Annotated in this window: 21 protein-coding genes and 3 tRNA genes; 15 read left to right on the top strand and 9 right to left on the bottom strand. The window is 42.8% G+C overall.

The features are described 5' to 3' along the window. Positions 1-26: 26 nt before the first annotated feature. Positions 27-461, bottom strand: a complete 435-nt coding sequence (locus HPC40_RS07960) for a GNAT family N-acetyltransferase (RefSeq protein ID WP_208118962.1) — start codon at positions 459-461, stop codon at positions 27-29. 191 nt (positions 462-652) lie between these two features. Here HPC40_RS07960 and tpiA point away from each other — a divergent pair, with 191 nt between their 5' ends. The 10 genes from tpiA (at position 653) to HPC40_RS07910 (ending at position 13033) form a co-directional block, all read left to right on the top strand. Next, positions 653-1420 (top strand): triose-phosphate isomerase, encoded by a 768-nt coding sequence (gene tpiA, locus HPC40_RS07955; protein WP_208118961.1) that lies wholly within the window; start codon positions 653-655, stop codon positions 1418-1420. Between the two features lie 155 nt (positions 1421-1575). Continuing rightward, the gene (locus HPC40_RS07950; RefSeq protein WP_208118960.1) at positions 1576-2604 is read left to right on the top strand and encodes an ABC transporter substrate-binding protein; all 1029 of its coding nucleotides are present in this window, start codon (positions 1576-1578) and stop codon (positions 2602-2604) included. A gap of 152 nt (positions 2605-2756) precedes the next feature. After that, on the top strand, positions 2757-3791 hold the full coding sequence (locus HPC40_RS07945) for an ABC transporter substrate-binding protein (protein WP_208118959.1): 1035 nt from the start codon (positions 2757-2759) through the stop codon (positions 3789-3791). Between the two features lie 67 nt (positions 3792-3858). Then, positions 3859-5913: an ABC transporter permease gene (locus tag HPC40_RS07940; RefSeq protein WP_208118958.1), complete on the top strand. Its 2055-nt coding sequence runs from the start codon at positions 3859-3861 to the stop codon at positions 5911-5913. A gap of 12 nt (positions 5914-5925) precedes the next feature. Beyond that, the gene (fbpC, locus tag HPC40_RS07935; protein ID WP_208118957.1) at positions 5926-6987 is read left to right on the top strand and encodes a ferric ABC transporter ATP-binding protein; all 1062 of its coding nucleotides are present in this window, start codon (positions 5926-5928) and stop codon (positions 6985-6987) included. Positions 6988-7104: 117 nt separating this feature from the next. Then, positions 7105-8451: an imelysin family protein gene (locus tag HPC40_RS07930; RefSeq protein ID WP_208118956.1), complete on the top strand. Its 1347-nt coding sequence runs from the start codon at positions 7105-7107 to the stop codon at positions 8449-8451. A gap of 49 nt (positions 8452-8500) precedes the next feature. Next, positions 8501-9874, top strand: coding sequence for a di-heme oxidoredictase family protein (locus HPC40_RS07925; RefSeq protein WP_208118955.1), 1374 nt, complete (start codon positions 8501-8503; stop codon positions 9872-9874). Beyond that, the gene (locus HPC40_RS07920) at positions 9871-10893 is read left to right on the top strand and encodes an imelysin family protein (protein WP_208118954.1); all 1023 of its coding nucleotides are present in this window, start codon (positions 9871-9873) and stop codon (positions 10891-10893) included. The genes HPC40_RS07925 and HPC40_RS07920 overlap by 4 nt, the downstream gene beginning before the upstream one ends. Positions 10894-10905: 12 nt before the next feature. Beyond that, positions 10906-11913 carry a sterol desaturase family protein gene (locus tag HPC40_RS07915; protein WP_208118953.1) on the top strand — a complete coding sequence of 336 codons (1008 nt, stop codon included), beginning with the start codon at positions 10906-10908 and terminating at the stop codon, positions 11911-11913. Further along, the gene (locus tag HPC40_RS07910; protein WP_208118952.1) at positions 11825-13033 is read left to right on the top strand and encodes a cytochrome-c peroxidase; all 1209 of its coding nucleotides are present in this window, start codon (positions 11825-11827) and stop codon (positions 13031-13033) included. Before HPC40_RS07915 ends, HPC40_RS07910 begins: the two co-directional genes overlap by 89 nt. A gap of 36 nt (positions 13034-13069) precedes the next feature. On the opposite strand, the gene efeU is transcribed toward HPC40_RS07910, so the two are convergent. Then, positions 13070-13897, bottom strand: coding sequence for an iron uptake transporter permease EfeU (gene efeU / locus HPC40_RS07905; RefSeq protein WP_208118951.1), 828 nt, complete (start codon positions 13895-13897; stop codon positions 13070-13072). A gap of 193 nt (positions 13898-14090) precedes the next feature. On the opposite strand from efeU, the gene HPC40_RS07900 reads away from it, so the two are divergent. Next, positions 14091-14360 carry a two pore domain potassium channel family protein gene (locus tag HPC40_RS07900; protein WP_208118950.1) on the top strand — a complete coding sequence of 90 codons (270 nt, stop codon included), beginning with the start codon at positions 14091-14093 and terminating at the stop codon, positions 14358-14360. 4 nt (positions 14361-14364) lie between these two features. Here HPC40_RS07900 and HPC40_RS07895 read toward each other — a convergent pair. From HPC40_RS07895 to HPC40_RS07865, 7 genes are all read right to left on the bottom strand, one after another. Next, positions 14365-14441: transfer RNA gene (locus HPC40_RS07895), tRNA-Arg, on the bottom strand. A 59-nt stretch (positions 14442-14500) separates the two neighbouring features. Then, a tRNA-Arg gene (locus HPC40_RS07890) sits at positions 14501-14577 on the bottom strand. A gap of 10 nt (positions 14578-14587) precedes the next feature. Then, positions 14588-14677: transfer RNA gene (locus HPC40_RS07885), tRNA-Ser, on the bottom strand. A 106-nt stretch (positions 14678-14783) separates the two neighbouring features. After that, on the bottom strand, positions 14784-16802 hold the full coding sequence (gene rep, locus HPC40_RS07880; protein WP_208118949.1) for a DNA helicase Rep: 2019 nt from the start codon (positions 16800-16802) through the stop codon (positions 14784-14786). A 2-nt stretch (positions 16803-16804) separates the two neighbouring features. Continuing rightward, complete coding sequence (locus HPC40_RS07875; protein ID WP_208118948.1) at positions 16805-17020, bottom strand: YceK/YidQ family lipoprotein; 216 nt, start codon at positions 17018-17020, stop codon at positions 16805-16807. 79 nt (positions 17021-17099) lie between these two features. Then, complete coding sequence (locus tag HPC40_RS07870) at positions 17100-18383, bottom strand: HlyC/CorC family transporter (RefSeq protein WP_208118947.1); 1284 nt, start codon at positions 18381-18383, stop codon at positions 17100-17102. A gap of 66 nt (positions 18384-18449) precedes the next feature. After that, positions 18450-19268 (bottom strand): cytochrome C assembly family protein, encoded by an 819-nt coding sequence (locus HPC40_RS07865; protein WP_235972362.1) that lies wholly within the window; start codon positions 19266-19268, stop codon positions 18450-18452. 181 nt (positions 19269-19449) lie between these two features. Between HPC40_RS07865 and ffh the strand changes: the two genes are divergently transcribed. From ffh to HPC40_RS07845, 4 genes are all read left to right on the top strand, one after another. After that, positions 19450-20826 (top strand): signal recognition particle protein, encoded by a 1377-nt coding sequence (ffh, locus tag HPC40_RS07860; RefSeq protein WP_208118946.1) that lies wholly within the window; start codon positions 19450-19452, stop codon positions 20824-20826. Between the two features lie 158 nt (positions 20827-20984). After that, positions 20985-21680, top strand: coding sequence for a 7-cyano-7-deazaguanine/7-aminomethyl-7-deazaguanine transporter (locus HPC40_RS07855; RefSeq protein WP_208118945.1), 696 nt, complete (start codon positions 20985-20987; stop codon positions 21678-21680). 200 nt (positions 21681-21880) lie between these two features. Beyond that, positions 21881-23515, top strand: a complete 1635-nt coding sequence (locus HPC40_RS07850; protein ID WP_208118944.1) for a CTP synthase — start codon at positions 21881-21883, stop codon at positions 23513-23515. A gap of 78 nt (positions 23516-23593) precedes the next feature. Further along, complete coding sequence (locus HPC40_RS07845) at positions 23594-24328, top strand: copper homeostasis protein CutC (RefSeq protein ID WP_208118943.1); 735 nt, start codon at positions 23594-23596, stop codon at positions 24326-24328. Positions 24329-24350: the final 22 nt, after the last annotated feature.

The raw sequence follows: 24350 nt of genomic DNA, 5'->3' as shown, positions 1-24350 counted from the left end.
CACTTTTACAATGCAAAGTGCGATATTTAAACGCGTAGCTCAAAGCGTTGTTTGTTGCTGTCTAATTTAAAACCGAGTGATTCCCAAAATGTCTGTTGAGTGCCCATGGCATCTAGCACTAAACGCTGGCTTTGGGTAAATTTCACAAATTCACGACATTTGTGTAAGAGCTGTTTTTGTGCATCGGTTTGATTGGCAGCGGAATAGACAAAAAGGTCGCTTAGCTGCCAATAACGGCTTAACTGCGATGATGACCAGTGGGGATAGAGCTGCGCAAATCCAATAGCACGTTCTTGTTCATCAACGGCGAGAAAAATAATACTTTCACTAAAACGGATACGATTGCTCAAAAAAAGACGTGCACGCTCAGGGTTAGCGGGGCTACCAAGTTGGCTTCGATAATGCTCAAATAGCGGCAAAAGGAGATCTAAATTCCAAACTTCAGCTTTAAAAATGCGCATAATGAACTCTCGCGTTGCAAGTGATGTATGAATTGTAGCCTTTTTGGTGTGAATAATCATCCATTTACCGCTGAAAAAGCGATAAAAACCTTATTAAGATCAAAAAAATGTTGTGGGAACACAGCTTTTTTCAGTGAAGTTTGCTATAGTATTTTGCGTAAAATTTCAAACATAAACTAAGGAGTTTAACTATGGCACGTCGTCCATTAGTCATGGGAAATTGGAAATTAAATGGTAGCAAAGCGATGACTCGCGAGCTTGTTGAGGGCTTAAAAGCAGAGCTTGCAGGCGTTGACGGTTGTGATGTGGCAATTGCACCGCCAGTGATGTATTTAGCAGAGGCAGAAGTAGCATTAAGAGGCAGTCAGATTGCGCTTGGTGCGCAAAATGTGGATGTTAATGTCTCAGGAGCATACACGGGCGATATTTCAACAGATATGCTGAAAGATTTCGGGGCAAAATATATCATTATTGGGCATTCTGAACGTCGCACTTATCATCAAGAAAGTGATGAATTTATCGCTAAAAAATTTGCAGCATTGAAAGCAGCAGGTCTGGTGCCAGTGTTGTGCATTGGTGAAAGTGAAGCGCAAAACGAGGCTGGCGAAACGGAAGCCGTATGCGCACGTCAAATTGATGCAGTGCTTAACACCTTGGGTGCTCAGGCATTTAATGGTGCAGTGATTGCCTATGAACCGATTTGGGCAATTGGTACGGGTAAATCAGCAACTCCAGAGCAAGCACAGGCAGTACATGCATTCATTCGTGGACATATCGCGAAACAAGATAAAGCAGTGGCAGAGCAAGTCATTTTGCAATATGGCGGTTCTGTGAACGACAGCAATGCAGCAGAGCTTTTCAAACAACCTGATATTGATGGTGCGTTAGTTGGCGGTGCGTCATTAAAAGCCCCAGCCTTTGCTGTGATTGTAAAAGCAGCGGCCAAAGCAAAGAACTAAAAATACATTGAATTTAACTTGCATAAAGTGCGGTGAGCTTGACAAACCGCACTTTTTTTTGCGTATGCTATGTGGTTTTCGGCTTGAGTAATCTTTTTATAACGGTATAATTTTTCAGCGAAATTATTAGCATAAACACAACATCAGGTTCAATTATGAAAAAAGTTATTTTAGTATTAAGTGGGCTCTTGTTCGGGCTGTTGGCTTATACGAATACTGCTAGCGCAGCAGGGCGTTTAGTGGTGTATTGCAGTGCAACGAATGCGATGTGTGACAGTGAAGCAAAAGCATTTGGTGCCAAGTATGACGTGAAAATTTCCATTGCGCGTTATAGCACAGGTAGTGCGCTGGCAAAAATTGAAGCAGAAAAAAACAATCCGCAAGCGGATGTGTGGTATGGCGGTACACTTGAACCGCACTTATTAGCCGCCAATATGGGGCTAACACAGCCATATAAATCCCCGAACTTTGCGGAAATTGATCCGCGCTTTATTCATACACAAAAAATGAAAGAGCATTATCTGTCGCCAATTTATATGTTGGTTTTGGGGTTCGGTGTGAATACAGAACGTTTAGCACGACTTCAAGCTAAAGCACCGCAATGCTGGGCGGATCTAACAAAGCGTGAATATCAACACGAAATTCAACTACCAGATCCACAGAGCTCAGGCACTGCGTATTCTTTGTTAGCGACGCTTGTGCAAATTATGGGGGAAGATAATGCCTTTGCGTTTTTGAAAGAGCTGAATAACAATATTGGGCAATACAATAAATCGGGTACAATTGCCTCGCGTAATGTTGGGCGTGGCGACAGTGCATTAGGGGTTGGCTTTTTGCATGGTTATACTCAAGAAAAAGAAAAAGGTGCACCAGTTGAGTTGATTATCCCATGTGAAGGCACAGGCTATACTTTAGGTGCTGTGAGCATTTTGAAAGGGGCGCGCAATCTGGATAATGCCAAATTGTTTGTGGACTGGGCACTGTCCAAAGAAAGTCAAGAATTGATGTGGAAAGAGGGCGAGTTTAATCAAATTATTACTAATCGTAACGCCCAGCAAGCGCCAACCGCATTGAAGTTAGATGAATTAAAATTAATTGAATTTGATTTTGAGCAGTACGGTGAACCAACGGTCAGTAAGCATCTGATAAAGCGTTGGACGGATGAAATTAAGTTAGGAAAATAATAAAAGTGCGGTTGGTTTTACTAACCGCACTTTGCATTTTTAGTGCGGTGGCAGATACTGGATTTACTAACTTGTGAAATAACTCACAGAACCACACATGCTTTTTCGATATACTAAAAACAATTTTCGCATATCGACATAAAGGAGCATATATGAAAATGTCAAAATTATCTCTCGTAGCAACATCGCTATTGCTTGCAGGTCTATTTACCGCAACTGCGAACGCAAAAGGGCGTTTGGTCGTTTATTGTAGTGCAACGAATGCAATGTGCGAAAGTGAAATTCAAGCATTTTCTAAAAAATACGATGTGAAAACGTCGTTTATTCGTAACGGTTCAGGCAGTACATTTGCCAAAATTGAAGCTGAAAAAAATAATCCGCAAGCGGATGTATGGTATGGCGGTACATTTGATCCACAATCACAGGCGGGTGAATTAGGGTTATTAGAAGCGTATAAATCGCCTAATTTAACCGAGATTGCTGAAAATTTCCGTGATCCAGGAAAAGTGAAAGGGAATTTTTCATCGGCAATTTATATCGGCATTTTAGGCTTTGGTGTGAATACGGAACGGCTGAAAAAATTAGGCATTAATGAGGTGCCGAAATGCTGGAACGATTTATTGGATCCGCGCCTTAAAGGGGAAATTCAGATTGCGGATCCACAAAGCTCTGGTACTGCATACACGGCCATTGCTACGTTCGTGCAACTGTGGGACGAAGGAAAAGCCTTTCAATATTTCAAAGATTTAGACAAAAATATTTCCCAATATACCAAGTCAGGTATTACACCTGCACGGAATGCGGCTCGAGGCGAAAGTGCGGTTGGCATCGGCTTTTTGCATGATTATGCGTTGGAAAAAGAAAAAGGAGCACCACTTGAATTGATCGCCCCATGTGAAGGCACAGGCTATGAGTTGGGTGGGGTGAGTATTTTGAAAGGAGCTCGCAACCTTGAAAATGCGAAATTATTCGTCGATTGGGCGTTGTCAAAAGAAGGGCAGGAAGTTGCATGGAAATCCGGACAATCTCATCAAACTTTAACGAATACGACAGCTGAACAATCACCAAGTGCGCTTGATCCGAATAAATTGAAATTAATCAATTATGATTTTGAAAAATATGGCTCGACCGACACACGAAAAGCGTTAATTAATAAATGGGTTGAAGAAGTAAAATTGTCTAAATAACAGACGACCATAAGGGGAATGGTGAAAGGTTCGCCATTCCCTTTTTATTTTAAACAGTTGAGGTTCTATGAAATTTATCACAACGTTGGCAAATAAACCGCACTTTTGGGTCATCGTGACGCTGTTGGGGTTTGCTTGTCTGCCATCAATGGCATTAGATTATGGCTTGCTGGATTCAACTTTGGATGAAATTGTGGAGGCAATGGGATGGCATAGTGTGAACCTCAGTTGGTTGTGGTTTGCGCCCGTGCTGATCTTTTTGCTGCTGCCGATGTTAGGTGTGGCGCGTCAGACGCAGGCGAAACTCGAGCTAGCATTGGTCTGTGCAACCGCACTTTGGGTGTTTGTCAGCGCAATTGCCTACAAAGTTAGCTTGGGGTATTCAGTCATCATTTTGTTTATCGCATTAACGGCAATAGCGACACTGTCATTGGCAACCTTGAAGGTGATGCAAGGGGATAAATTTATTATAGCCTCTTTATTGGCAATTATTTTGCTGATTTTTTTCTTCATTGTCTATCCTACTGTGGCGATTTTCATCTCAATGTTTTACGATGGTGATGAATTTGTGCCAGCGCAAGTGCTGCACATTTTAAGCCAAAATTATATTATCCGTGTGATAACCAATTCGTTATTATTGTCAGGATTTGTGGGGCTGCTGTCGACGCTTTTTGGCTTGGCATTTGCGCTTTATACCACTCGGATTGCGAAACGAACGGCGTTTATCGGTAAAATTTTCTCTATTTTGCCGATTGTAACCCCCCCATTTGTGGTCGGGCTAGGGGTCACATTAATGTTAGGGCGGTCAGGTTATGTAACAGATTTTCTCTATACCTATTTTGGCTTTACCAATACTAACTGGTTATATGGCTTTAATGGCATTGCGATTGCACAAATTTTAGCGTTTACGCCACTGGCATTTATGATTTTAGACGGTGCGCTAAAATCGATTCATCCGTCCATTGAAGAAGCGTCATATACCTTGCGTGCCAATCGTTATCAAACCTTTTTCCAAATTATTTTCCCCCTGCTACGTCCTGCGTTAGCAAATGCGTTTTTGTTGGTATTTATCCAGTCGCTGGCAGATTTTTCTAATCCTTTGGTGCTTGGCGGCAGTTTTGATGTGATTGCAACACAAATTTATTTTTATATTGCAGGCTCACAACTTGACTATGCTTCTGCAAGTACGCTTGGGACATTGTTATTACTTTTCTCGCTCGGTATTTTTATTGTGCAATACATCTGGATTGGCAACCGCTCTTATGTCACAGTGTCGGGCAAATCCTATCGTGGTGATGTGCAAGATTTACCAGCTGGATTGAAAAATGTCATCGTGGTTCTACTCGCCTGTTGGGTGGTATTTAATGTGGTACTGTACGGTAGCATTTTCTATGGTAGCTTTACGGTCAACTGGGGGGTGGATTACACCCTGACGATGCGCAATTATATTGATATGTTTGCGCAAGGTTTCAGCGAAGGGGCGTGGCCATCGTTGATTAATACGATTATTTACGCAGGGATTGCAGCCCCTCTGACCGCACTTTTTGGTTTGTTAATTGCCTATATTGTGGTGCGAAAAGACTTTCAAGGCAAAAAAACGCTCGAATTTTTAACAATGCTCTGTTTTGCAGTACCTGGTACTGTTGCGGGGGTGTCTTACATTTTGGCATTTAACAACGCACCGATGTACATTACTGGAACGGGGATTATCATTATCATTTCAATGGTGATGCGCGATTTACCGATCGGAATGCGTGCAGCCATTGCAGGGCTGGGGCAGTTGGATAAATCGCTAGATGAGGCATCTCTTTCACTAAAAGGGAGTTCATTTAAAACGATCATCTACATTGTCTTCCCGTTGCTCAAACCCGCTTTGCTTTCCGCCTTGGTAACGAGTTTTGTACGGGCGATGACCACCGTGAGTGCGATTATTTTCTTGGTAACTGCGGATACAAGGGTCGCAACCGCCTATATTTTAAACCGTGTGGAAGATGGCGAATACGGTACGGCGATTGCTTACGGTTCAGTATTAATTGTGGTAATGATGTCGATTATCCTCTTGTTCGATTGGGCAATTGGAGATACTCGCATTTCACGTTCAAAAGCCAAAATCACAAACTAATGGGAATGAGTAATGACAACACATAATGAAGATTTCTTAGTATTAAAAAATGTTACAAAATCGTTTGGCAAATCAGTGGTGATTGATAACCTTACTTTACGCATTAAACGTGGCACGATGACCACCTTATTAGGGCCGTCAGGTTGTGGGAAAACTACAATTTTACGCTTGGTGGCGGGGCTTGAAAGCCCAACTTCGGGGCAGATTTTTATTGACGGCGAAGATGTGACGAAATCATCTATCCAAAACCGTGATATTTGCATTGTGTTTCAATCCTATGCACTGTTCCCACACATGTCCATTGCTGATAATGTAGGCTATGGCTTAAAAATGCTCAATATTGGTAGCAAAGAACGAAAACAGCGCATTGAGGAAGCTCTTGCACTTGTTGATTTGGAAGGGTTTGGAGATCGCTATGTCGATCAAATTTCAGGTGGGCAGCAACAACGTGTGGCACTGGCGCGTGCATTGGTGTTGAAACCGAAAGTATTACTATTTGATGAGCCGTTGTCTAATCTAGATGCCAATTTGCGTCGCTCAATGCGAGAAAAAATTCGTGAGTTGCAACAACAGCTTAATATCACCTCTTTATATGTGACCCACGATCAAACAGAAGCCTTTGCTGTATCTGATGAGGTTATCGTGATGCATAAAGGACACATTATGCAAAAAGCCAGTGCAAAAGAGCTTTATTTGCGTCCAAACTCACTCTTTTTAGCCAATTTTATGGGCGAATCCACAATCTATCCTGCTACACTGCATGATGGACGCGTTGCCATTCATGATTATGAGTTTGATTTTCCAGATTATGCGAGCTTTGCGGTGAAAGATGGAGAGTGCCTCGTCGGTATTCGTCCTGAAACGGTATTTTTAAAATCAGAAGGCACGGAGAGCGAGCGTTGCGAAATTAAAAGTGCGGTTTATATGGGCAATCATTGGGAAGTGATTGCATTATGGCAGGGCAAGGAGCTATTGATTAATACACGGCCTGAAGATTTCCAAGCAGATCAACAAGTGGCGTATGTCAAATTGTCGATGCGTGGTGTGTTTTTACTACCGAATGAGAAATGCTAACAAAAAGTGCGGTTAAAAATCTACCTCTTTAGGTGGATAAAATTTGATATTAGGATGAAATTGACTGATAATAGTTAGTATTTACAATTATTCTATTTTTCATCCAAGGAGAATTCTATGTTGAAATTAAAAACCTTAACTGTTGCTATTTGCACTGGTCTTGCTGTAAGCAGTGTGGTGCTAAGCGCGAATGCAGCTGATTTAACCAGCGCACAAGTGCAACAAGCGCAGTCATTTTTAACCACCTATGCTCAGATTGCGGATTTATCTTATGCGGACAGCGTAAAAGATGCTAAAAAATTACAGCAAGCCATTGAGGCATTTGCAAAAAATCCAACGGAAGAAACGTTGAAAAATGCTAAGCAGGCGTGGATTGATTCACGTGAATCTTATGGTCAGTCTGAAATTTTCCGTCTTTCACAGGGGCCAATTGATGCTGAAGAAGGATGGGTTGAAGAGAAATACGGCAATAAAGAAAGCCAAATTAATGCTTGGCCACTTGATGAAAATATGATCGATTACACGATCGATGCTGAAGGTAAAAAAACCAGTGGTAATATCATTGATTCAACGGGGAAATTTAATCCAGGTGGCGAAAATCCAAGTGATGTGAACGTTGATAAAATCACGCCAGACGTGATTACCGATCTCAATGAAAATGGTGGTGAAGCTAACGTAGCATCGGGTTATCATGCCATTGAGTTTTTATTATGGGGTCAAGATCAAGACTACAACAATTTTATTGAAGATAAGATCACCAACGGTGCGATGACAGCAGGTCAACGTCCTTTAAGCGACTTTACAACGGATAAATTTGCACAACGTCGTTTGGATTACTTAAAAGCGGCGGCTGAAAAATTGGTCAGCGATTTAGAGCTTGTTTACAGTGCGTGGACGCCAGATGGTGAATATCGTCAAGCACTACTCGGTAAACTTGCAGGCGAGAAAGCAAAAGAGAACATTCCTGAAGCAGAAGCATTAAAAAATATCTTCATCGGTATGGGGATGTTTATTAAATCAGAATTAGCAAATGAGCGTATCGCTGTTGCAGTGTTAACACCAAGTGAAGAAGACGAGCATTCTTGCTTCTCTGATAATACGCATCGTGATATTGCACAAAATTTCTTAGGCTTTGAAAACGTATTGTTGGGGCAGTACAATGGTAAAAAAATTGGTCAAGCACCAATTGATGCGTTAAATGCTCAAGATAAAGCAGAGATTGAAAAAATGTTAAAAAGCATCAATGGTCGTATCGCAAAAATTGATCATTTAGCGAAAACAACTATGCACTTTGATTATCAAATTCACCCAGAAAATAAAGCTGAGGCGCAAAATATCGTTAGCCTGAAAAATGAATTGCGTCGCCTTGGTGATCAAATGGTGGTGGTCGCGAAAAATTATGGTGTGAGTTTAACCACTGATGATGTAACAGACAGTGAAGAAAATCACGATTACGAGAAATAATCTACTAACATTGGCGGCAAATGTAAATGTCGCCAATATGTAACACTGAATGATGATGCTATTACGCAAATATGCTCACACTGCACCTTATTTTCTAGGTGCAGTGTTCCTTTTTTTCTCTCTTTCGCTTACCGCTGAGCCGTCTAACCAAGCGTTATTTGAACAACGTACACAGTTGCCTACCCATCGCAGTGTGAAAGGATTAAGTGATGCTGAGTTAGATGAATTTATGCTTGGGCGTTCCTTTTTCACTATTCCTTGGGTTGTTGCACCAAGTGCGACAACTGCACGTGATGGGCTTGGACCATTATTTAATGCCAATGCGTGTGTGGCGTGCCATAGTGAAAGTCGTCATAAAGCACAGATCAATAAACCAGGTGGTGTGAACCGCACTTTGGTTTTTAAATTGTCGCAACCTGCTCGCCATCATTTGCGTCCAGCACAGAGTGTTACGATGGTCGATCCAGTCTATGGTGGTCAAATTGCCATAAATGCCACAGGTTCAGTGCTATTTGAAGCCAAGACCGATGTTTCATGGGAAACCCATTTGGAAACATTGGCGGACGGCAGCCAAGTGGAGTTACGTCGCCCCATCGGGCATTTAAGCGAGCTAAATTATGGTGCACTGGATAAAGATACGCGTATAAGCCTGCGAGTTGCGCCTGTATTGACAGGACTTGGCTTGCTGGAAAAAGTACCTGACGAGACGATTATTGCTATGGCAGAAACACAAGCTGCAGGGCAAAGTGCGGTCAAAGGCAAAGTGCAGTGGGTGTATAATCCATTCACGCAACAAACAGAGCTGGGACGGTTTGGTTATAAGGCGGCTCATAGCAGTGTGCGGATGCAAACGGCGGACGCAGCCCATAATGATATGGGGCTGACAAATCCATTTTTCCCAATGGAAAATTGTACCGCTGCACAAACGGAATGTTTAAATGCAACACCGTCTAGAAATTCCCCACAAGGTTTGCTGGATTTGCCACTTGCTCGTTTAAATGCCATTGCTTTTTATCTTACGAAACTTCGATCACCTGCTAACGTGAGTGAAGGCTTACATCAAAAGGGTGAACAGCTTTTTCAGCAAATTGGATGTAATGAGTGCCACACTCCCGTGTTAGAAACGGCAGATCATATTCGTTTTATGCCCTATACCGATTTATTGCTACATGATATGGGCGAAGCACTTTCGGATAACCGTCCAGAGTTTGAAGCCAGTGCAAGTGAATGGCGCACCACCGCACTTTGGGGGTTAAATGCGCGCATTAATGCAGGTATTGCATTATTACATGATGCCCGTGCACGCAATGTCAGCGAAGCGATTTTGTGGCATAGTGGGCAAGGGCAAGCAAGTAAGGAAAAGTTTAAACAATTAAATGCAGCCGACAGACAAGCGTTGTTGGATTTTGTGGAGTCGTTATGAAGATAAAGAAAGTTGCGATTGTTATTGCGCTGGTGAGCGTGGTGGGTGTATTAGTGTTGATGAAAGATCCCAATGCACAGCAAGACGAAGCGCTTGGGGCAATGTATGATAATGTGATTGTCAAAAATGCGCAAAGTGCGGTACAGCAATGTCATGCGTGGCAGCAAACATTAGACCATGCAAGTGTTGGTGTGCGCAGTGCAGCACTCGACCAAGGCTTTAAAGCCTTAATTTTACGCTGGAAAGCAGTTGAGGCAACGTATATTGCGGGTGAGCTTGATCAGGATGCCATTGATTATCCCCGCTATTTAGACATTTTTCACGTGGGCAATGAAAGCATTACAGAACAGATGCGTAAAGTGCTAAAAAGTAGCTCTGAGCCTAAGACCGCACTTTATAAACATTCGTACAAAACTGTCAATGCGCTTGAGGCCGTGTTGTATGCAGATGATGAAGTGAACGCACGAGAATTGGCGATTGCCAAAGGCATTAGTGAGAATATCTGTGAACGATTACGTGATATTGCCGCAGTGTATGAAACACACCGTGAGGCGTTTTTAAGTGCACGAGATAATGCGTTGTCAATGCTGGCGAATGTGCTGGCGAACCAAACGTTAAGTTTGAAAGATTGGCGGATTGGCGATGTGGCAGGGTTGACGAAAAAATACCTTAATCAGCCTGATCCTCGTCGTGCGGAGTATTTTTTAAGCCATCTAAGTTTGGCTGCGATTGAGCAAATTCTGCAAACCCAGAGCGAATTGATTAGCCCTCAAACATTCCCAAATTTTGTTGAAATTGCGGATATTTACGGTGCACAAAAACAACTTGAGCAGGCGCAAACCGAATTAGCACAAGCACAAGCTGAAGTGGCAGCATTAAATAAGAGTGAATTTGATTTCGATCAGCAACATAGCAAATTGTTGTATCAAATCGTCGGTAAATTGCAAATAAGTTACTATAATAATCTCATTCAAGCCTTGCCCGTGATGGCAAAAATTCTTGAAGCTGATGGAGATTAAGAAGGTGCCATAGTGCCGTTACTCGATGACTATTTATTCAACCCACAACAACGTTTATATTGGGGGTATCTTGCCAGTGCGTTTGCGATTGCCTTGTTGTATGTCTTATGCCAGCCACGTCGGCAAGCCACATCCATTCGCACCCATTTAGGTGACGCAAAAGCGTATTGGCTTCATCCTAGTGCATTGTTGGATTATCGCTATTTTATTGCGGTGTGGTTGGTAAAAGTTTATCTTCTATTGCCTTTAATTTTATCCGCCAAAACCGTTGCGCTTTATACTAATCTTATTCTGTTAAAAATCCACGTGCCATTGCATTTGATGTGGGCATCTTGGCTCGTTACATTATGCTATACAACCGCACTTTTTGTCGCGAGTGAGTTTTCTCGCTATTGGTTGCACCGTTGGCTCCACACTGTGCCGTGGCTGTGGCAATTTCATAAAGTGCACCATAGTGCACCTGTGTTAAATCCGATCACATTTTACCGCGTGCATCCGTTAGAGAATGTGTTATTTGGATTACGTTATGCACTCGTTGCAGGTGGCGTAACAGGTGTATTTCTTTGGGCATTTGGTGCAGGGATTGATATGTATATGATTGGTGGTGCCAACATTTTTATTTGGCTTATGGCAATGCTCGGCGGCAATTTGCGCCATTCACATATTTACCTACGCTATCCTAAGTGGCTAGAGCGTTGGTTTATTTCACCGGCACAGCATCAATTGCATCATACTTATGCGTATGCTGGGCGAAATTTCGGGGGATATTTAAGTGTGTTTGACCGCACTTTTGGTACGTTGCAAACCAGTGAACACATTGATAGCCCGCCACCCTTTGGTTTTCCAGAAAAAATGGCAACGCATTACCGTACGTTATTGGATTTATTCAAGCAGCCGTTTGTTGACTGCTGGATGTTGTGGAGTAAAAATCATGAAAAAACGTTATCTTGCTTTAATCGTCAGCGCAGCGAGCACCGTTTGCGCAGGAAATCTCGCCCTCGCGAAAGTGGCACAAGTTGATAAAGTTGCACTTGGCGAAGCACTCTTTTTTGATACAGATCTTTCATTTTATCAAAATGAAAGTTGTTCAAGTTGCCACAGCCCAGACCATGGCTATACTGATGGGCGTATCACTAAAGCCAAGGGTATTGTCTCTGAGGGCAGTGATGGGCATTCGTTTGGTATACGCAATGCACCAACCGCAGCCTATGCTAAATTTTCACCGCACTTTCATTATAATGAGAAAAAAGGCGAGTACATCGGCGGGCAATTTTTAGATGGACGAGCATTGGATCTTGCGGCTCAAGCAGGCGGACCGCCAGTCAACCCTGTTGAAATGGCAATGGGCAATGAAGATGAAGTGGTCAAACGTATTAAAGCAAAACCATTTTATTATGACAATTTTATTAAGCTCTACGGCGAAACGGTCTGGGATAGCACCAAAACAGCTTATGCAGCCATGACAGATGCGATAGCCGCGTATGAAATGACACCTGAATTTGCCCCTTTTGACTCGAAATACGATCGTTATTTGCGTGGTGAATATGAATTGACGTTGTTAGAAGATTTGGGACGAACACTCTTTTTCTCCAATAATAACGTGAAATGTATTGAGTGTCATACACTAGAAAAACGTGAAGATCGTAAAAATGAAACGTTTACGAATTACGAATATCATAATATTGGTGTGCCGTCCAATCCTGAGTTACTGGCTTTGAATTCGCTACCGAGTGACTTTAAAGATGAAGGGCTAGCGGAAAATCCAATGATTACCGATCCAGCAGATAGAGCAAAACAGCGTGGTAAATTTAAAGTGCCAACCTTGCGTAATGTGGCTGTGACAGGCCCGTATATGCACAATGGTGTATTTAACGATTTGCGTACTGTGGTCTTGTTCTATGATAAATACAACAACCCAGACAATAAAATTAACCCTGAAACAGGCAAGCCATGGGGCAAACCAGAAGTGGCGGGTACGTTGAGTGTGGATAAATTACTCGCCAAAAAACTAACTGATCGCAAAGTCGATGCATTAGTGGCATTTATGGAAACATTAACTGATAAACGCTATGAGCCATTGCTAGAGCAACAGAAAAAAGCACGAGCAGAGGCACAAATGAAAAATGCTGAACGCCAATAACGTAAAACCGCACTTTTAGAAAGTGCGGTTTTATTATTAAGCACTTGCACTTGTTGTGCGAGGTTTCGCAGTATATAAAAAGAAGAATAAAACAGGGATTAAATAACCAAAATAAAGGACTAAATCACTCACTGTTGGGTGATCTGTGTAACCGAAAATGCCACCGAGTAAAATCCCGAATGGGCTTTTTTCGTTCAGTGTATTTGACCAATTGAACAGCACTTCTTGCCCCCAGTGCCATAAGCCCGCATTATGAAAACCGCGAAAGGCACTTGCAATCAATCCTGCGGCAACAAAAATTAAGAAGATACCAGTCCAGCGGAAAAATTTCGCTAAATTGAGGCTAACACTGCCTTCATAGATGAGCCAACCGATCACAATTGCAAAGGCTAAGCCGAGCACTGCACCTAGTGGCATATACTGTGAGCTACTTTGTTGGAATACCGCAAGGAGGAAAAATACGGTTTCAATCCCTTCTCGTACCACGGCAAGAAATGCCATGCCGACCAACGCCCAACCTTGACCATTGCCTTGTGCTAAGGCGGCTGTGACTGAATCTTGTAAGTGTTTTTTGACAGAGCGGGCCGCTTTTTTCATCCATAAAATCATATATGTCAGCATACCTACAGCAATTAATGCAATCGAGCCAGCTACCATGGCTTGTGCTTGTTGTGGAATTTCGCCCGTGCCTTTGTAAATGCCGTACCCAAGTGCGGCACATAATATTAAGGCTGCTAGTACCCCAATCCATACTTTAGGGATCATATGGCGATGACCTGATTGCTTTAGAAAACCAGCGACAATTGCGACGATTAATGCGGCTTCAAGCCCTTCGCGCAACATAATGAGAAAGGTAACTAACATGATGTGTCCTTGATTGTAAATTGTCGCTAGATTATATAGTTTTTGACGTTTAAATACAAATGACACGTATTCTTAATTTATTACAAGTATTTTGTAAATATGCTATGATTTTCCTATTGTTATTCAGTTGGCACATTTTATGATTTCACTCTTTTTGACAATATTACGTTTATTAAAAGCTTTGTGGCTAGGAATGAAAAACCGTACATTTCGGGCATTACTTGTATTATATATGGCAATATTATTCGGAGGGACGTTATTTTATCATCGTATTGAGCAATTTAGCTGGATTGATGCACTACTATTTAGTGTTGCGACATCAGCAACAATAGATTTTCATCATGTGTATGTACAAAGCCCATTGGGTAAACTTTTTTCTATGTTATATTTATTTGTGAGTGTTGGTGTTTTCTTTAGCTTAGCGATTTATATTGCCAGAATTTTAACAACAGATAAGAAATAATAAATGGCGCATCCGAGAGGATTCGAACCTCTGACCGCTCGGTTCGTAGCCGAGTACTCTATCCAGCTGAGCTACGGATGCGCTGAGATATGTTTGAAACCGCACTTAGACTTTTGACACTCACCTAGAGTAAAAGTGAATGGCGCATCCGAGAGGATTCGAACCTCTGACCGCTCGGTTCGTAGCCGAGTACTCTATCCAGCTGAGCTACGGATGCGCAGTATAAATGGCGGTGAGAGAGGGATTCGAACCCTCGATAGAGTTTCCCCTATACACCCTTAGCAGGGGTGCGCCTTCAGCCTCTCGGCCATCTCACCACATTTGGTTTGAGCGCACATGATACGATTTTCTGAAAATAAGTCAAATGCTTTTTGTCATCAAACCGCACTTTTTTGTTTGGTTGCTTGATTTGCAAGCAATTTGTTACGTTTTTGTCTTCAAAAATGCACGCAGATTCGCCACATTGTGCTGTGTTTTTTGCTCAATTTGTTGTTCTGTCAGCGGTGGTTTATCGTGTTCCCAGATCAAATCATGCTGTGGCAGCTCAAGTAAAAAGCGGCTTGGCTCGGGTTGGAATATTTCGCCATATTGGCGACGTTCACGGCAGAGGGAAAATGTCAGTTCTCGTTGTGCGCGGGTTATGCCAACATAGGCTAAACGACGCTCTTCTTCAACATTGTCTTCATCAATGCTGGTTTGGTGTGGCAAAATGCCCTCTTCCATGCCGATAAGATAAACGTAGGGAAATTCCAGGCCTTTGGAGGCGTGCAGTGTCATCAGTTGTACTTGATCGGCATCGTCACTCTCTTCACCACGTTCAAGCATATCACGCAGTGTGAGGCGTGCAACCACTTGGCTGAGTGTTAATGGTGGCTCAAGTTCTGAGCCTTTTAACATTGCTTCTACCCATTCAAATAGTGTTGCCACATTGCGCATTTGCATCTCTGCAATCGTCGGGCTGGTGGCGTTATCAAAGAGATAGGCTTGATAATTGAGTCCCTCGAGTAGGCTGCGTACCGCACTTTCACCGCCTGTGCGCTGATTTTCATCAGAAAGTGCCACCAGCCAATCGGCAAAATTTTGCAATGCCGCGTAACCTTTGGGATTTATGCGTTGAATGAGCTCAAATTCAAAAATCGTCGCGAATAAGCTTTGGTGTTTCTCTTGTGCTAACTGCCCAAGTTTTTCCAACGTGGCGGGGCCAATTTCACGTTTTGGGGTGTTTATGATACGCAAAAACGCAGCATCGTCATCAGGATTCACCAATACCCGTAGATAGGCCATCATATCTTTTATTTCAGCACGGGAGAAAAAGGATGTCCCGCCTGAAATTTTGTATGGGATGCGGTTTTGCATTAAGACTTTTTCTAGGCTGCGCGCTTGGTGATTGCCTCGGTATAAAATTGCGTAGTCTTTGTAGTGAGTTTTGCGCATAAAGCGGTGAGCCACTAATTCGGCCACCACACGCTCAGCTTCGTGTTCTTCGTTTTTGGCTTCAATAACATTGAGCTTTTCGCCTTCTTCCAGTTGTGAGAAAAGGCGTTTGGCAAAGACATGATCGTTATTATCAATTAAAATATTGGCTGCGTTTAAAATCCGCTGGCTAGAGCGGTAATTTTGCTCGAGTTTGATTACCGTTAAATTAGGGTAATCATCACGCAAGCGTTGCATATTCTCAGGGCGTGCCCCTCGCCATGAATAAATAGACTGATCATCATCACCCACCACCGTGAAATTGGCATCATTGCCGACTAACAGTTTAATCAGTTCATATTGGCTGGTATTGGTATCTTGGTATTCATCCACTAGCAAATACCGCACTTTGCTTTGCCAACGGGTACGCACGTCAGCATTGTTTTTGAGGAGCAATGTCGGTTGCATAATTAAATCATCAAAATCCAGTGCATTATAAGCACGCATTTGCTCGTGATATTGCTGATAACACAGTGCAAAAATAGGTTCTTTTTCACCTTGTGCTTGGGCACTAGCCTGTTGTGGTAGATAAAGATTATTTTTACAACGAGAAATATAATTGTGTAATTCAGTCAGCAAGTCTTTATCATTTTTTAGCGTTTTAGCAAATAATTCCTTTAGTAACGCGAGTTGATCATATTGGTCAAATAGCGTGATGTTTGCCTTGTAGCCTAGCAGGCGGTATTCTCGCTTGAGAAAATCAAATCCTAGTGTATGAAATGTGCAGACTGTTAAACCACGCGATTCCTTTTTGCCGATGGCGTGCGCCACGCGTTCTTTCATCTCACGAGCAGCTTTATTGGTAAATGTAACAGCAGCAATATGGCGAGGAGGATAGCCACAATGGTGGATAAGATGTGCAATTTTATTAATAATGACGCGCGTTTTGCCCGATCCTGCTCCAGCTAGTACGAGGCAGGGGCCTGATACTCGGTGTACGGCTTGCTCTTGTTGTGGATTTAATTTCATTTTTATTCCTGTGTCCACGCATAGGGTAAAAGTGCGGTATCCATTATAAATGACAACGGAATATCCAAAATCGGTAGCCCCCATTGTTGTGCCATCGCATAATCATACTTCACACCAGCATAAGGTGAGTAGGGCGTGGTTGGATTGAGTAAAGCAACAATTGTGCCGCATCCAACAATGGTTTGCGTTGCCAATATAATGGTGATAAGTTTTAGCATAAAGGGTGCATTAAAAGTGGACATTATACGGGTTTTACCCAAAAGCGAAAGTGCGGTCAAACCGCACTTTGACGGTTATTTATGTTTTCTCTTTTGGTGGAATGGCTTTGCGTACGACTTTAGCGAGTTTCACCATATTATCACTGACCTCAACGATGGTAACGAGTAATTCTTCAATCTGGCACACTTCGCCCTCTGGTGGGATTTCTTCCAAATGTTCTAAAATTAAGCCGTTAAAGGTGCGAGGCCCTTCGGTAGACAGTTCCCAGCCAAAGAGCTTGTTTAAATCACGAATATTGGCTTGCCCTTCGATCAAAACAGAGCCATCGGATTGTTCGGTGACTTCTTCTTCAATCGATGGTGTCATCGAGGTGGTAAATTCCCCCACAATTTCTTCCAAAATATCTTCCAGTGTCACCAAGCCTTTAATATCGCCGTATTCATCCACGACCAAGCCAATTCGCTCTTTGTTATTTTTGAAATTTAATAGCTGAGTGTTAAGCGGTGTGCCTTCGGGAATAAAATAAATTTCATCGGCAGCACGAATGAGCGTTTCTTTGTTAAATTCATTTTTATCCAGCATAAGGCGGTATGCTTCACGTACGCGTAACATCCCAATGACGTTTTCGTCCATATTCCCTTTGTACAACACAATGCGGCTGTGGGCAGAGTGGTTAAGTTGGCGCATAATGGCACGCCAATCATCATCAAGATCAATGCCGCCAATGTCATTACGCGGCACCATAATATCGTCCACAGTTACCTGTTCCAGATCGAGAATAGACAGCAGCATCTGCTGGTGAGCAGAAGGGATGAATTTCCCTGATTCATGCACAATACTACGCAATTCATCTTGGCTAATAGTTTGCACTTTTTGCCCTACATTCATACCAAATAGGCGGATTAATCCATTAGTAAACGCATTGATTAAATACACCAGCGGCAATGAAATTTTTAATAAAAGGGAAAGAAAATGGCTGCTGGTAAATCCTACGCGTTCAGGGTGCATTGCCGCTAATGTTTTCGGTAAAATTTCAGAAAAAACCAGCATAAAGAAGGTAAGCAGCCCTGTGGCAATTGCAACACCCGCATCGCCGTATAAGCGCATCCCTAAAATTGTGGCAATGGCAGAGGCAAGAATATTGACAAGATTATTGAAAATTAACACCAGTCCAAGCAATGTATCGGTACGTTTAAGCAGTTTTTCTGCTTTTTGTGCACCACGATGCCCTTGCTCTGCCATAAAGCGCATGCGATGGCGATTAATGGAGAGCAAACCTGTTTCTGAGCCAGAGAAGTAGGCTGAGCAAAAAAGAAGAATGATTAATACAATAAACAGTGTACTCGAGGGGATACTGTCCAAAAATGTGTTCCTTATTTTAGTGAATCAATTATAAAGTGCGGTTTGAACCGACCGCACTTTACCCTGTTATAATGTTAAAAATGTTCTGCTGCCAAAATAGGCAATAGTGAGAAGAATCATACCTGAAATTGTATAAATAAGCACCCTCTTTCCACGCCAATGTAATTTTTGATGTCCAATGAGCAGCAAGCCAAACACAATCCACGCCAAAAACGAGAATGTGGCTTTTTGTATTTGTTCTGGTGCAAAAAAATTGTGTAGCGAAATAGCACCACTTAATAATGCCAACGTTAGCAACATTTCACCGACGCCAAGCAATTTAAAAAATTGTCGCTGCACACTCATAATAGAAGGGATTATCGGCGAAAACACGATTTTTTTGTGTTTTAATTTATAATCTAACCAGGTTAATTGAAAGGCGAAGAGTGTGGCAATGAAGCAGACCGCATACGACACCAGCGCAAGGGTAATATGAATTAAAAGTGCGGTATTATCGTTAAAATACGCGACCATATGCCCAGGCAGCAGCGTACCTGCAATAATGCTTAGCATGGCAATGCTATACACCACCGGCAGCAAAAACCACAAGGTATTTAAGTGTGATAGAGCCATTGTCATCAGTAATACAACTAACAACGTCATCACATTGAGAATATTTAACAAGGTGAACGTGAAGGGCGGCTCACCGTGGGCTACGAGCTGATAAATAAATACGCCATGCAGCAACAATGCGACGGCTGAAATAGCGACAAATCTCCCACGTTTCGGGCTTGAAACCGCACTTTGTGTTTGCGCGAGGAGCAATTGTGGCAACAGTGACAGCGTGCACACAAGATACGCTATCACAGCTAAACTGGCGAAAAACATCATACCTTGACTATCCATTCATTTAACCTAAATGACTTTATAGTTTACGGCAAAATTCATCGCCTTTCCGCAAAAAGTAGCAATTTTATGGCAAAATTGCCAGCCAAAAAACATTCACAGATGAAAAAATGCGGAAATTGGGTATAATCGGGCTTATCTTAATGACTAAAAACGGCAAAGTGCGGTAAAAGGACAGTTTATGTTTGAAAATTTATCTGATCGTCTAGCAAAAACGCTACGCAATATCACAGGGCGTGGGCGTTTAACGGAAGACAACATCAAAGAAACCCTGCGTGAAGTACGAATGGCATTGCTTGAAGCAGACGTGGCGTTGCCCGTAGTACGCGAATTTATTAACAACGTGAAAGCGCGTGCTATCGGCGTTGAGGTGAATAAAAGCCTAACGCCAGGGCAAGAGTTTGTGAAAATTGTACAAGCTGAACTTGAGCAAGCGATGGGGGAGGTCAATGAAAGCCTCAATCTTGCAACTCAACCCCCTGCCGTTATTTTAATGGCTGGTTTGCAAGGGGCAGGTAAGACAACCAGCGTGGGCAAATTGGCGAAATTCTTGCGTGAACGAGATAAGAAAAAAGTGCTGGTTGTCTCAGCTGATGTGTATCGCCCGGCGGCGATTAAACAGTTGGAAACATTGGCGGAGAGTGTTGGGGTAGATTTTTTTCCTTCACAAACGACCCAAAATCCCGTTGAGATAGCCCAAAGTGCGCTTGCTCACGCTAAGTTGAAATTCTATGATGTGTTGATTGTGGATACCGCAGGGCGATTACACGTAGATAGTGAAATGATGGCGGAGATCAAAGCCGTCCACAGTGTGTTAAATCCAGTTGAAACGTTATTTACCGTCGATGCCATGACAGGGCAAGATGCCGCTAACACCGCCAAAGCCTTTAATGAAGCGTTGCCACTGACGGGGGTTGTGTTAACGAAAGTGGATGGTGATGCTCGTGGTGGGGCTGCTCTGTCAATTCGACAAATTACAGGCAAGCCAATCAAATTTTTAGGGGTCGGAGAAAAAACGGATGCCCTTGAGCCGTTTCATCCTGATCGTGTTGCCTCGCGTATTTTGGGCATGGGCGATGTCCTTTCGTTGATTGAGGATATTCAACGTAATGTCGATCACAAAAAAGCCGAAAAAATGGCACAAAAGTTCAAAAAAGGTGATGATTTTACGCTGGAAGATTTCCGTGAGCAATTGATCCAAATGCGCAATATGGGTGGAATGATGAGTATGCTGGAAAAACTCCCAGGTGCGAAAAATTTGCCAGAGCATGTGAAAGGTCAGATGGATGATAAGATGTTTCATAAAATGGAGGCGATGATCAACTCAATGACCTTCAAAGAGCGGCAAAAGCCAGAGATTATCAAAGGTTCACGCAAGCGTCGTATTGCCGCAGGATCGGGTACACAAGTGCAAGATTTAAACAAAATGCTCAAGCAGTTTACGGAGATGCAACGTATGATGAAAAAAATGCGTAAAGGCGGCATGGCGAAAATGATGCGGGGTATGAAAGGTATGATGGGGGGCATGGGTGCAATGGGCAACATGTTCCGCCGTTAATTTTTAGGATAAAAGTGCGGTCAGCCTATCCTTACCGCACTTTTTAAATGAACGAATAGTTAACAATTTCTACTTGCAATTTTTTATCAGCACGCTATCATCTTTCGCTCGATTAATCTTGGGTTCCCTAACCCCAAATCAAACTAAAAAGGTACTCTATGATCTCTGCAAATGCGTTATTTAACACGCAACAAAAACGTCGTACGCTTATTTTATTAAGCCTATTCCACATTTTAATCATTGCCGCGAGTAACTACCTTGTGCAAATCACATTTGAAGTGAACGTGCCATTCACTGACTTCAGTTTTGATAGCACATGGGGGTCGTTGACATTCCCATTTATTTTTCTGGCAACGGATTTAACCGTGCGTGTTTTTGGCGCACGTGAAGCACGTTGGATTATTTTTGTGGTGATGATTCCCGCATTATTCATCAGTTATATTGTGTCCACGCTATTTGTCGATCAGCAATATCAAGGCATGGGTGCATTGGCTGATTTTAATATGTTTGTGTTCCGAATTGCCTTCGCCAGCTTTGCGGCCTATGTGTTCGGGCAGTTGCTTGATGTGTTGGTGTTTAACCGCTTGAGAAAATTGAAAACGTGGTGGATAGCTCCAAGTTGCTCAATGGTATTTGGCAGTGCATTTGATACACTATTGTTCTTCAGTATTGCCTTTTATCAAAGCACAGATCCGTTTATGGCAGAACATTGGTTTGCGATTGGCGTGGTCGATTATGGCTTTAAATTGTTTATTGGGTTGCTCTTTTTCGTTCCAACTTATGGTGTGGTATTAAACTTCATTCTTCGCAAACTCAGTGAACTGACACAACGCCAAGCGTTAGCAATAAGCTAACTGACTTAACCGCACTTTGCGTTGTAAAGTGCGGTTTTATGTCTTATCGTCATTTTGAAATAAAAAACATCCTTCGTTTGCTTAAACAAAGTGCAGCATAATGCAATAACAATTGAGATTAACCGCACTTTGCTATACACTATGATCCCGTCTTAGATAAGCCAACTTATCATCACTCAAATTCAACTATTAGGTTTCAAATGGCTACCAATTATATTTTTGTAACAGGCGGTGTAGTATCTTCTCTCGGCAAAGGCATAGCTGCCGCCTCCCTTGCCGCAATTTTAGAAGCACGTGGGCTGAATGTCACCATGATGAAGCTCGATCCTTATATCAACGTTGACCCTGGCACAATGAGCCCAACGCAACATGGCGAAGTATTTGTGACCCAAGATGGTGCTGAAACCGATCTGGATCTTGGGCATTATGAGCGTTTTATCCGCACCAAAATGACCAAACGTAACAATTTTACGACGGGTAAAATTTATTCTGAAGTGCTGCGTAAAGAGCGTCGCGGCGATTATTTAGGTGCGACCATTCAGGTTATTCCCCATATTACTAATGAGATTAAAGCCCGTGTGATTGACGGCGCTGCTGATCATGATGTGGCAATTGTCGAGGTGGGCGGAACTGTTGGGGATATTGAGTCGTTACCTTTTTTAGAGGCGTTACGTCAGTTAGCGGTGCAAGTGGGGCGAGAGCGTACATTATTTATGCACCTGACGTTAGTGCCTTATATTGCAGCGGCAGGTGAATTGAAAACCAAACCTACCCAACACTCAGTTAAGGAATTACTGTCAATCGGCATTCAACCTGATATTTTAATTTGCCGTTCAGATCGTGCGATTCCCGCAAACGAACGTGCCAAAATTGCATTATTTTGCAATGTGTCTGAAAAAGCGGTTATTTCACTTAAAGATGTGAGTTCTATTTATCAAATTCCTGCACTATTAAAATCACAAGGTTTAGATGATTTTATTTGTCAGCGTTTTCATCTTGATTGCCCTGAGGCTGATTTGAGCGAGTGGGAGCAAGTGCTCTATCGTGAAAGTAACCCAAGCAATGGCGATGTCACCATTGGTATGGTAGGTAAATATACGGAATTGCCAGATGCGTATAAGTCTGTAAATGAAGCCTTGAAGCATGCAGGATTAGCCAATCGCGTGAATGTGCATATTAAGTATGTTGATTCGCAAGATGTGGAAACAAAAGGTATAGAGATTCTCAAGGGGCTTGACGGTATCTTGATTCCAGGCGGTTTTGGCTATCGTGGGGTGGAGGGAAAAATCCTAACTGCACAATATGCCCGTGAAAATAATGTGCCTTATCTTGGTATTTGTTTAGGTATGCAGGTTGCATTGATTGAATATGCACGCCACAAAGCGGGGATGGCGGGTGCGAATTCCACAGAATTTGATAAAAATACGCCATATCCTGTGGTGGGATTAATCACGGAATGGCAAGATGCCGACGGGAATGTTGAAAAACGTTCTGATAACTCCGATCTTGGCGGTACGATGCGTCTTGGCGCACAACAATGTCATTTAGCTCAAGGCTCTAAAGCGCATGAAATTTATGATTCCGATACCATTGAAGAGCGTCATCGTCACCGTTATGAGGTTAACAACAATTTATTACCTCAAATTGAACAAGCGGGGCTAACAGTTAGTGGTTTATCAGCAGATAAAAAATTGGTGGAAATTATTGAGATTCCAAACCATCCATGGTTTGTGGCGGCACAGTTCCATCCAGAATTCACTTCAACCCCGCGTGATGGACATCCCTTATTTGAAAGTTTTGTAAAAGCTGCACGCATACATCAAGAAGCAAAGTAAATTCAACTGAATATACCTTTATCCGCTTTGTTGATAAGGGTGTTTTTTTATTAAAAGTGCGGTTTTGAGTGAGCAAGGATGAACATCGAAGTTTGTGTTGAGAACATGGAGTCTGTCCGCATAGCAAACGCAGCGGGAGTTGATCGCATTGAGTTGTGCAGTGCGCTTGCTGTCGGCGGGTTAACACCATGCTATGGCTTTCTGAAAAGTGCGGTTGAGACTGCCACATTGCCGATTGCGATGATGGTGCGCCCACGTGCAGGGGATTTTTTATTCAGCCGCAATGAGGTCGCCATGATGGTTGATGATATTCACATGGCGCGTGATATGGGCGTAAGTTGTGTGGTGATTGGTGCGCTGACCGAGAGTGGTGAAATTGATGTGGCAAGCACGAAACGCTTTATTGAGGCCGCTGATGGGCTGGAGATAACCTTTCATCGTGCTTTTGACTTATGCGCCAATCCACAAACCGCACTTGAAACGCTTATCGACCTCGGCTGTATCCGTTTGTTGACTTCAGGGCAAGCCTCTTCCGCTTGGCTTGGGCGTAAGCTGATTGCGCAGTTAGTCTGCCAAGCACGCGGGCGCATCAGTATTATGGCTGGGGCGGGCGTGAATGCGCAAAACGCCAACGATTTATTGACCGCCACTGGTGCTGATGAGCTGCATTTGTCAGCCAAGCGCTTTCGCAATAGTGCTATGATTGGTCAAAGTGCGGTCGCGATGGGGCAAAACGCCGATAATGATCAGCGTATTATGGTCACTGATGGTGAGGAACTCGTGCGGCTTCGCCGTTCATTGGGCTTGCAATAAATCAACACGTATGCGTTAAACT

This window comes from Spirabiliibacterium falconis (assembly GCF_014885015.1).
In the GTDB taxonomy this organism is placed as follows: Bacteria; Pseudomonadota; Gammaproteobacteria; order Enterobacterales; family Pasteurellaceae; genus Spirabiliibacterium; species Spirabiliibacterium falconis.
The sequence above is the reverse complement of the archived record's forward strand: the minus strand, read 5'-3'. Positions and strand labels throughout refer to the sequence as shown.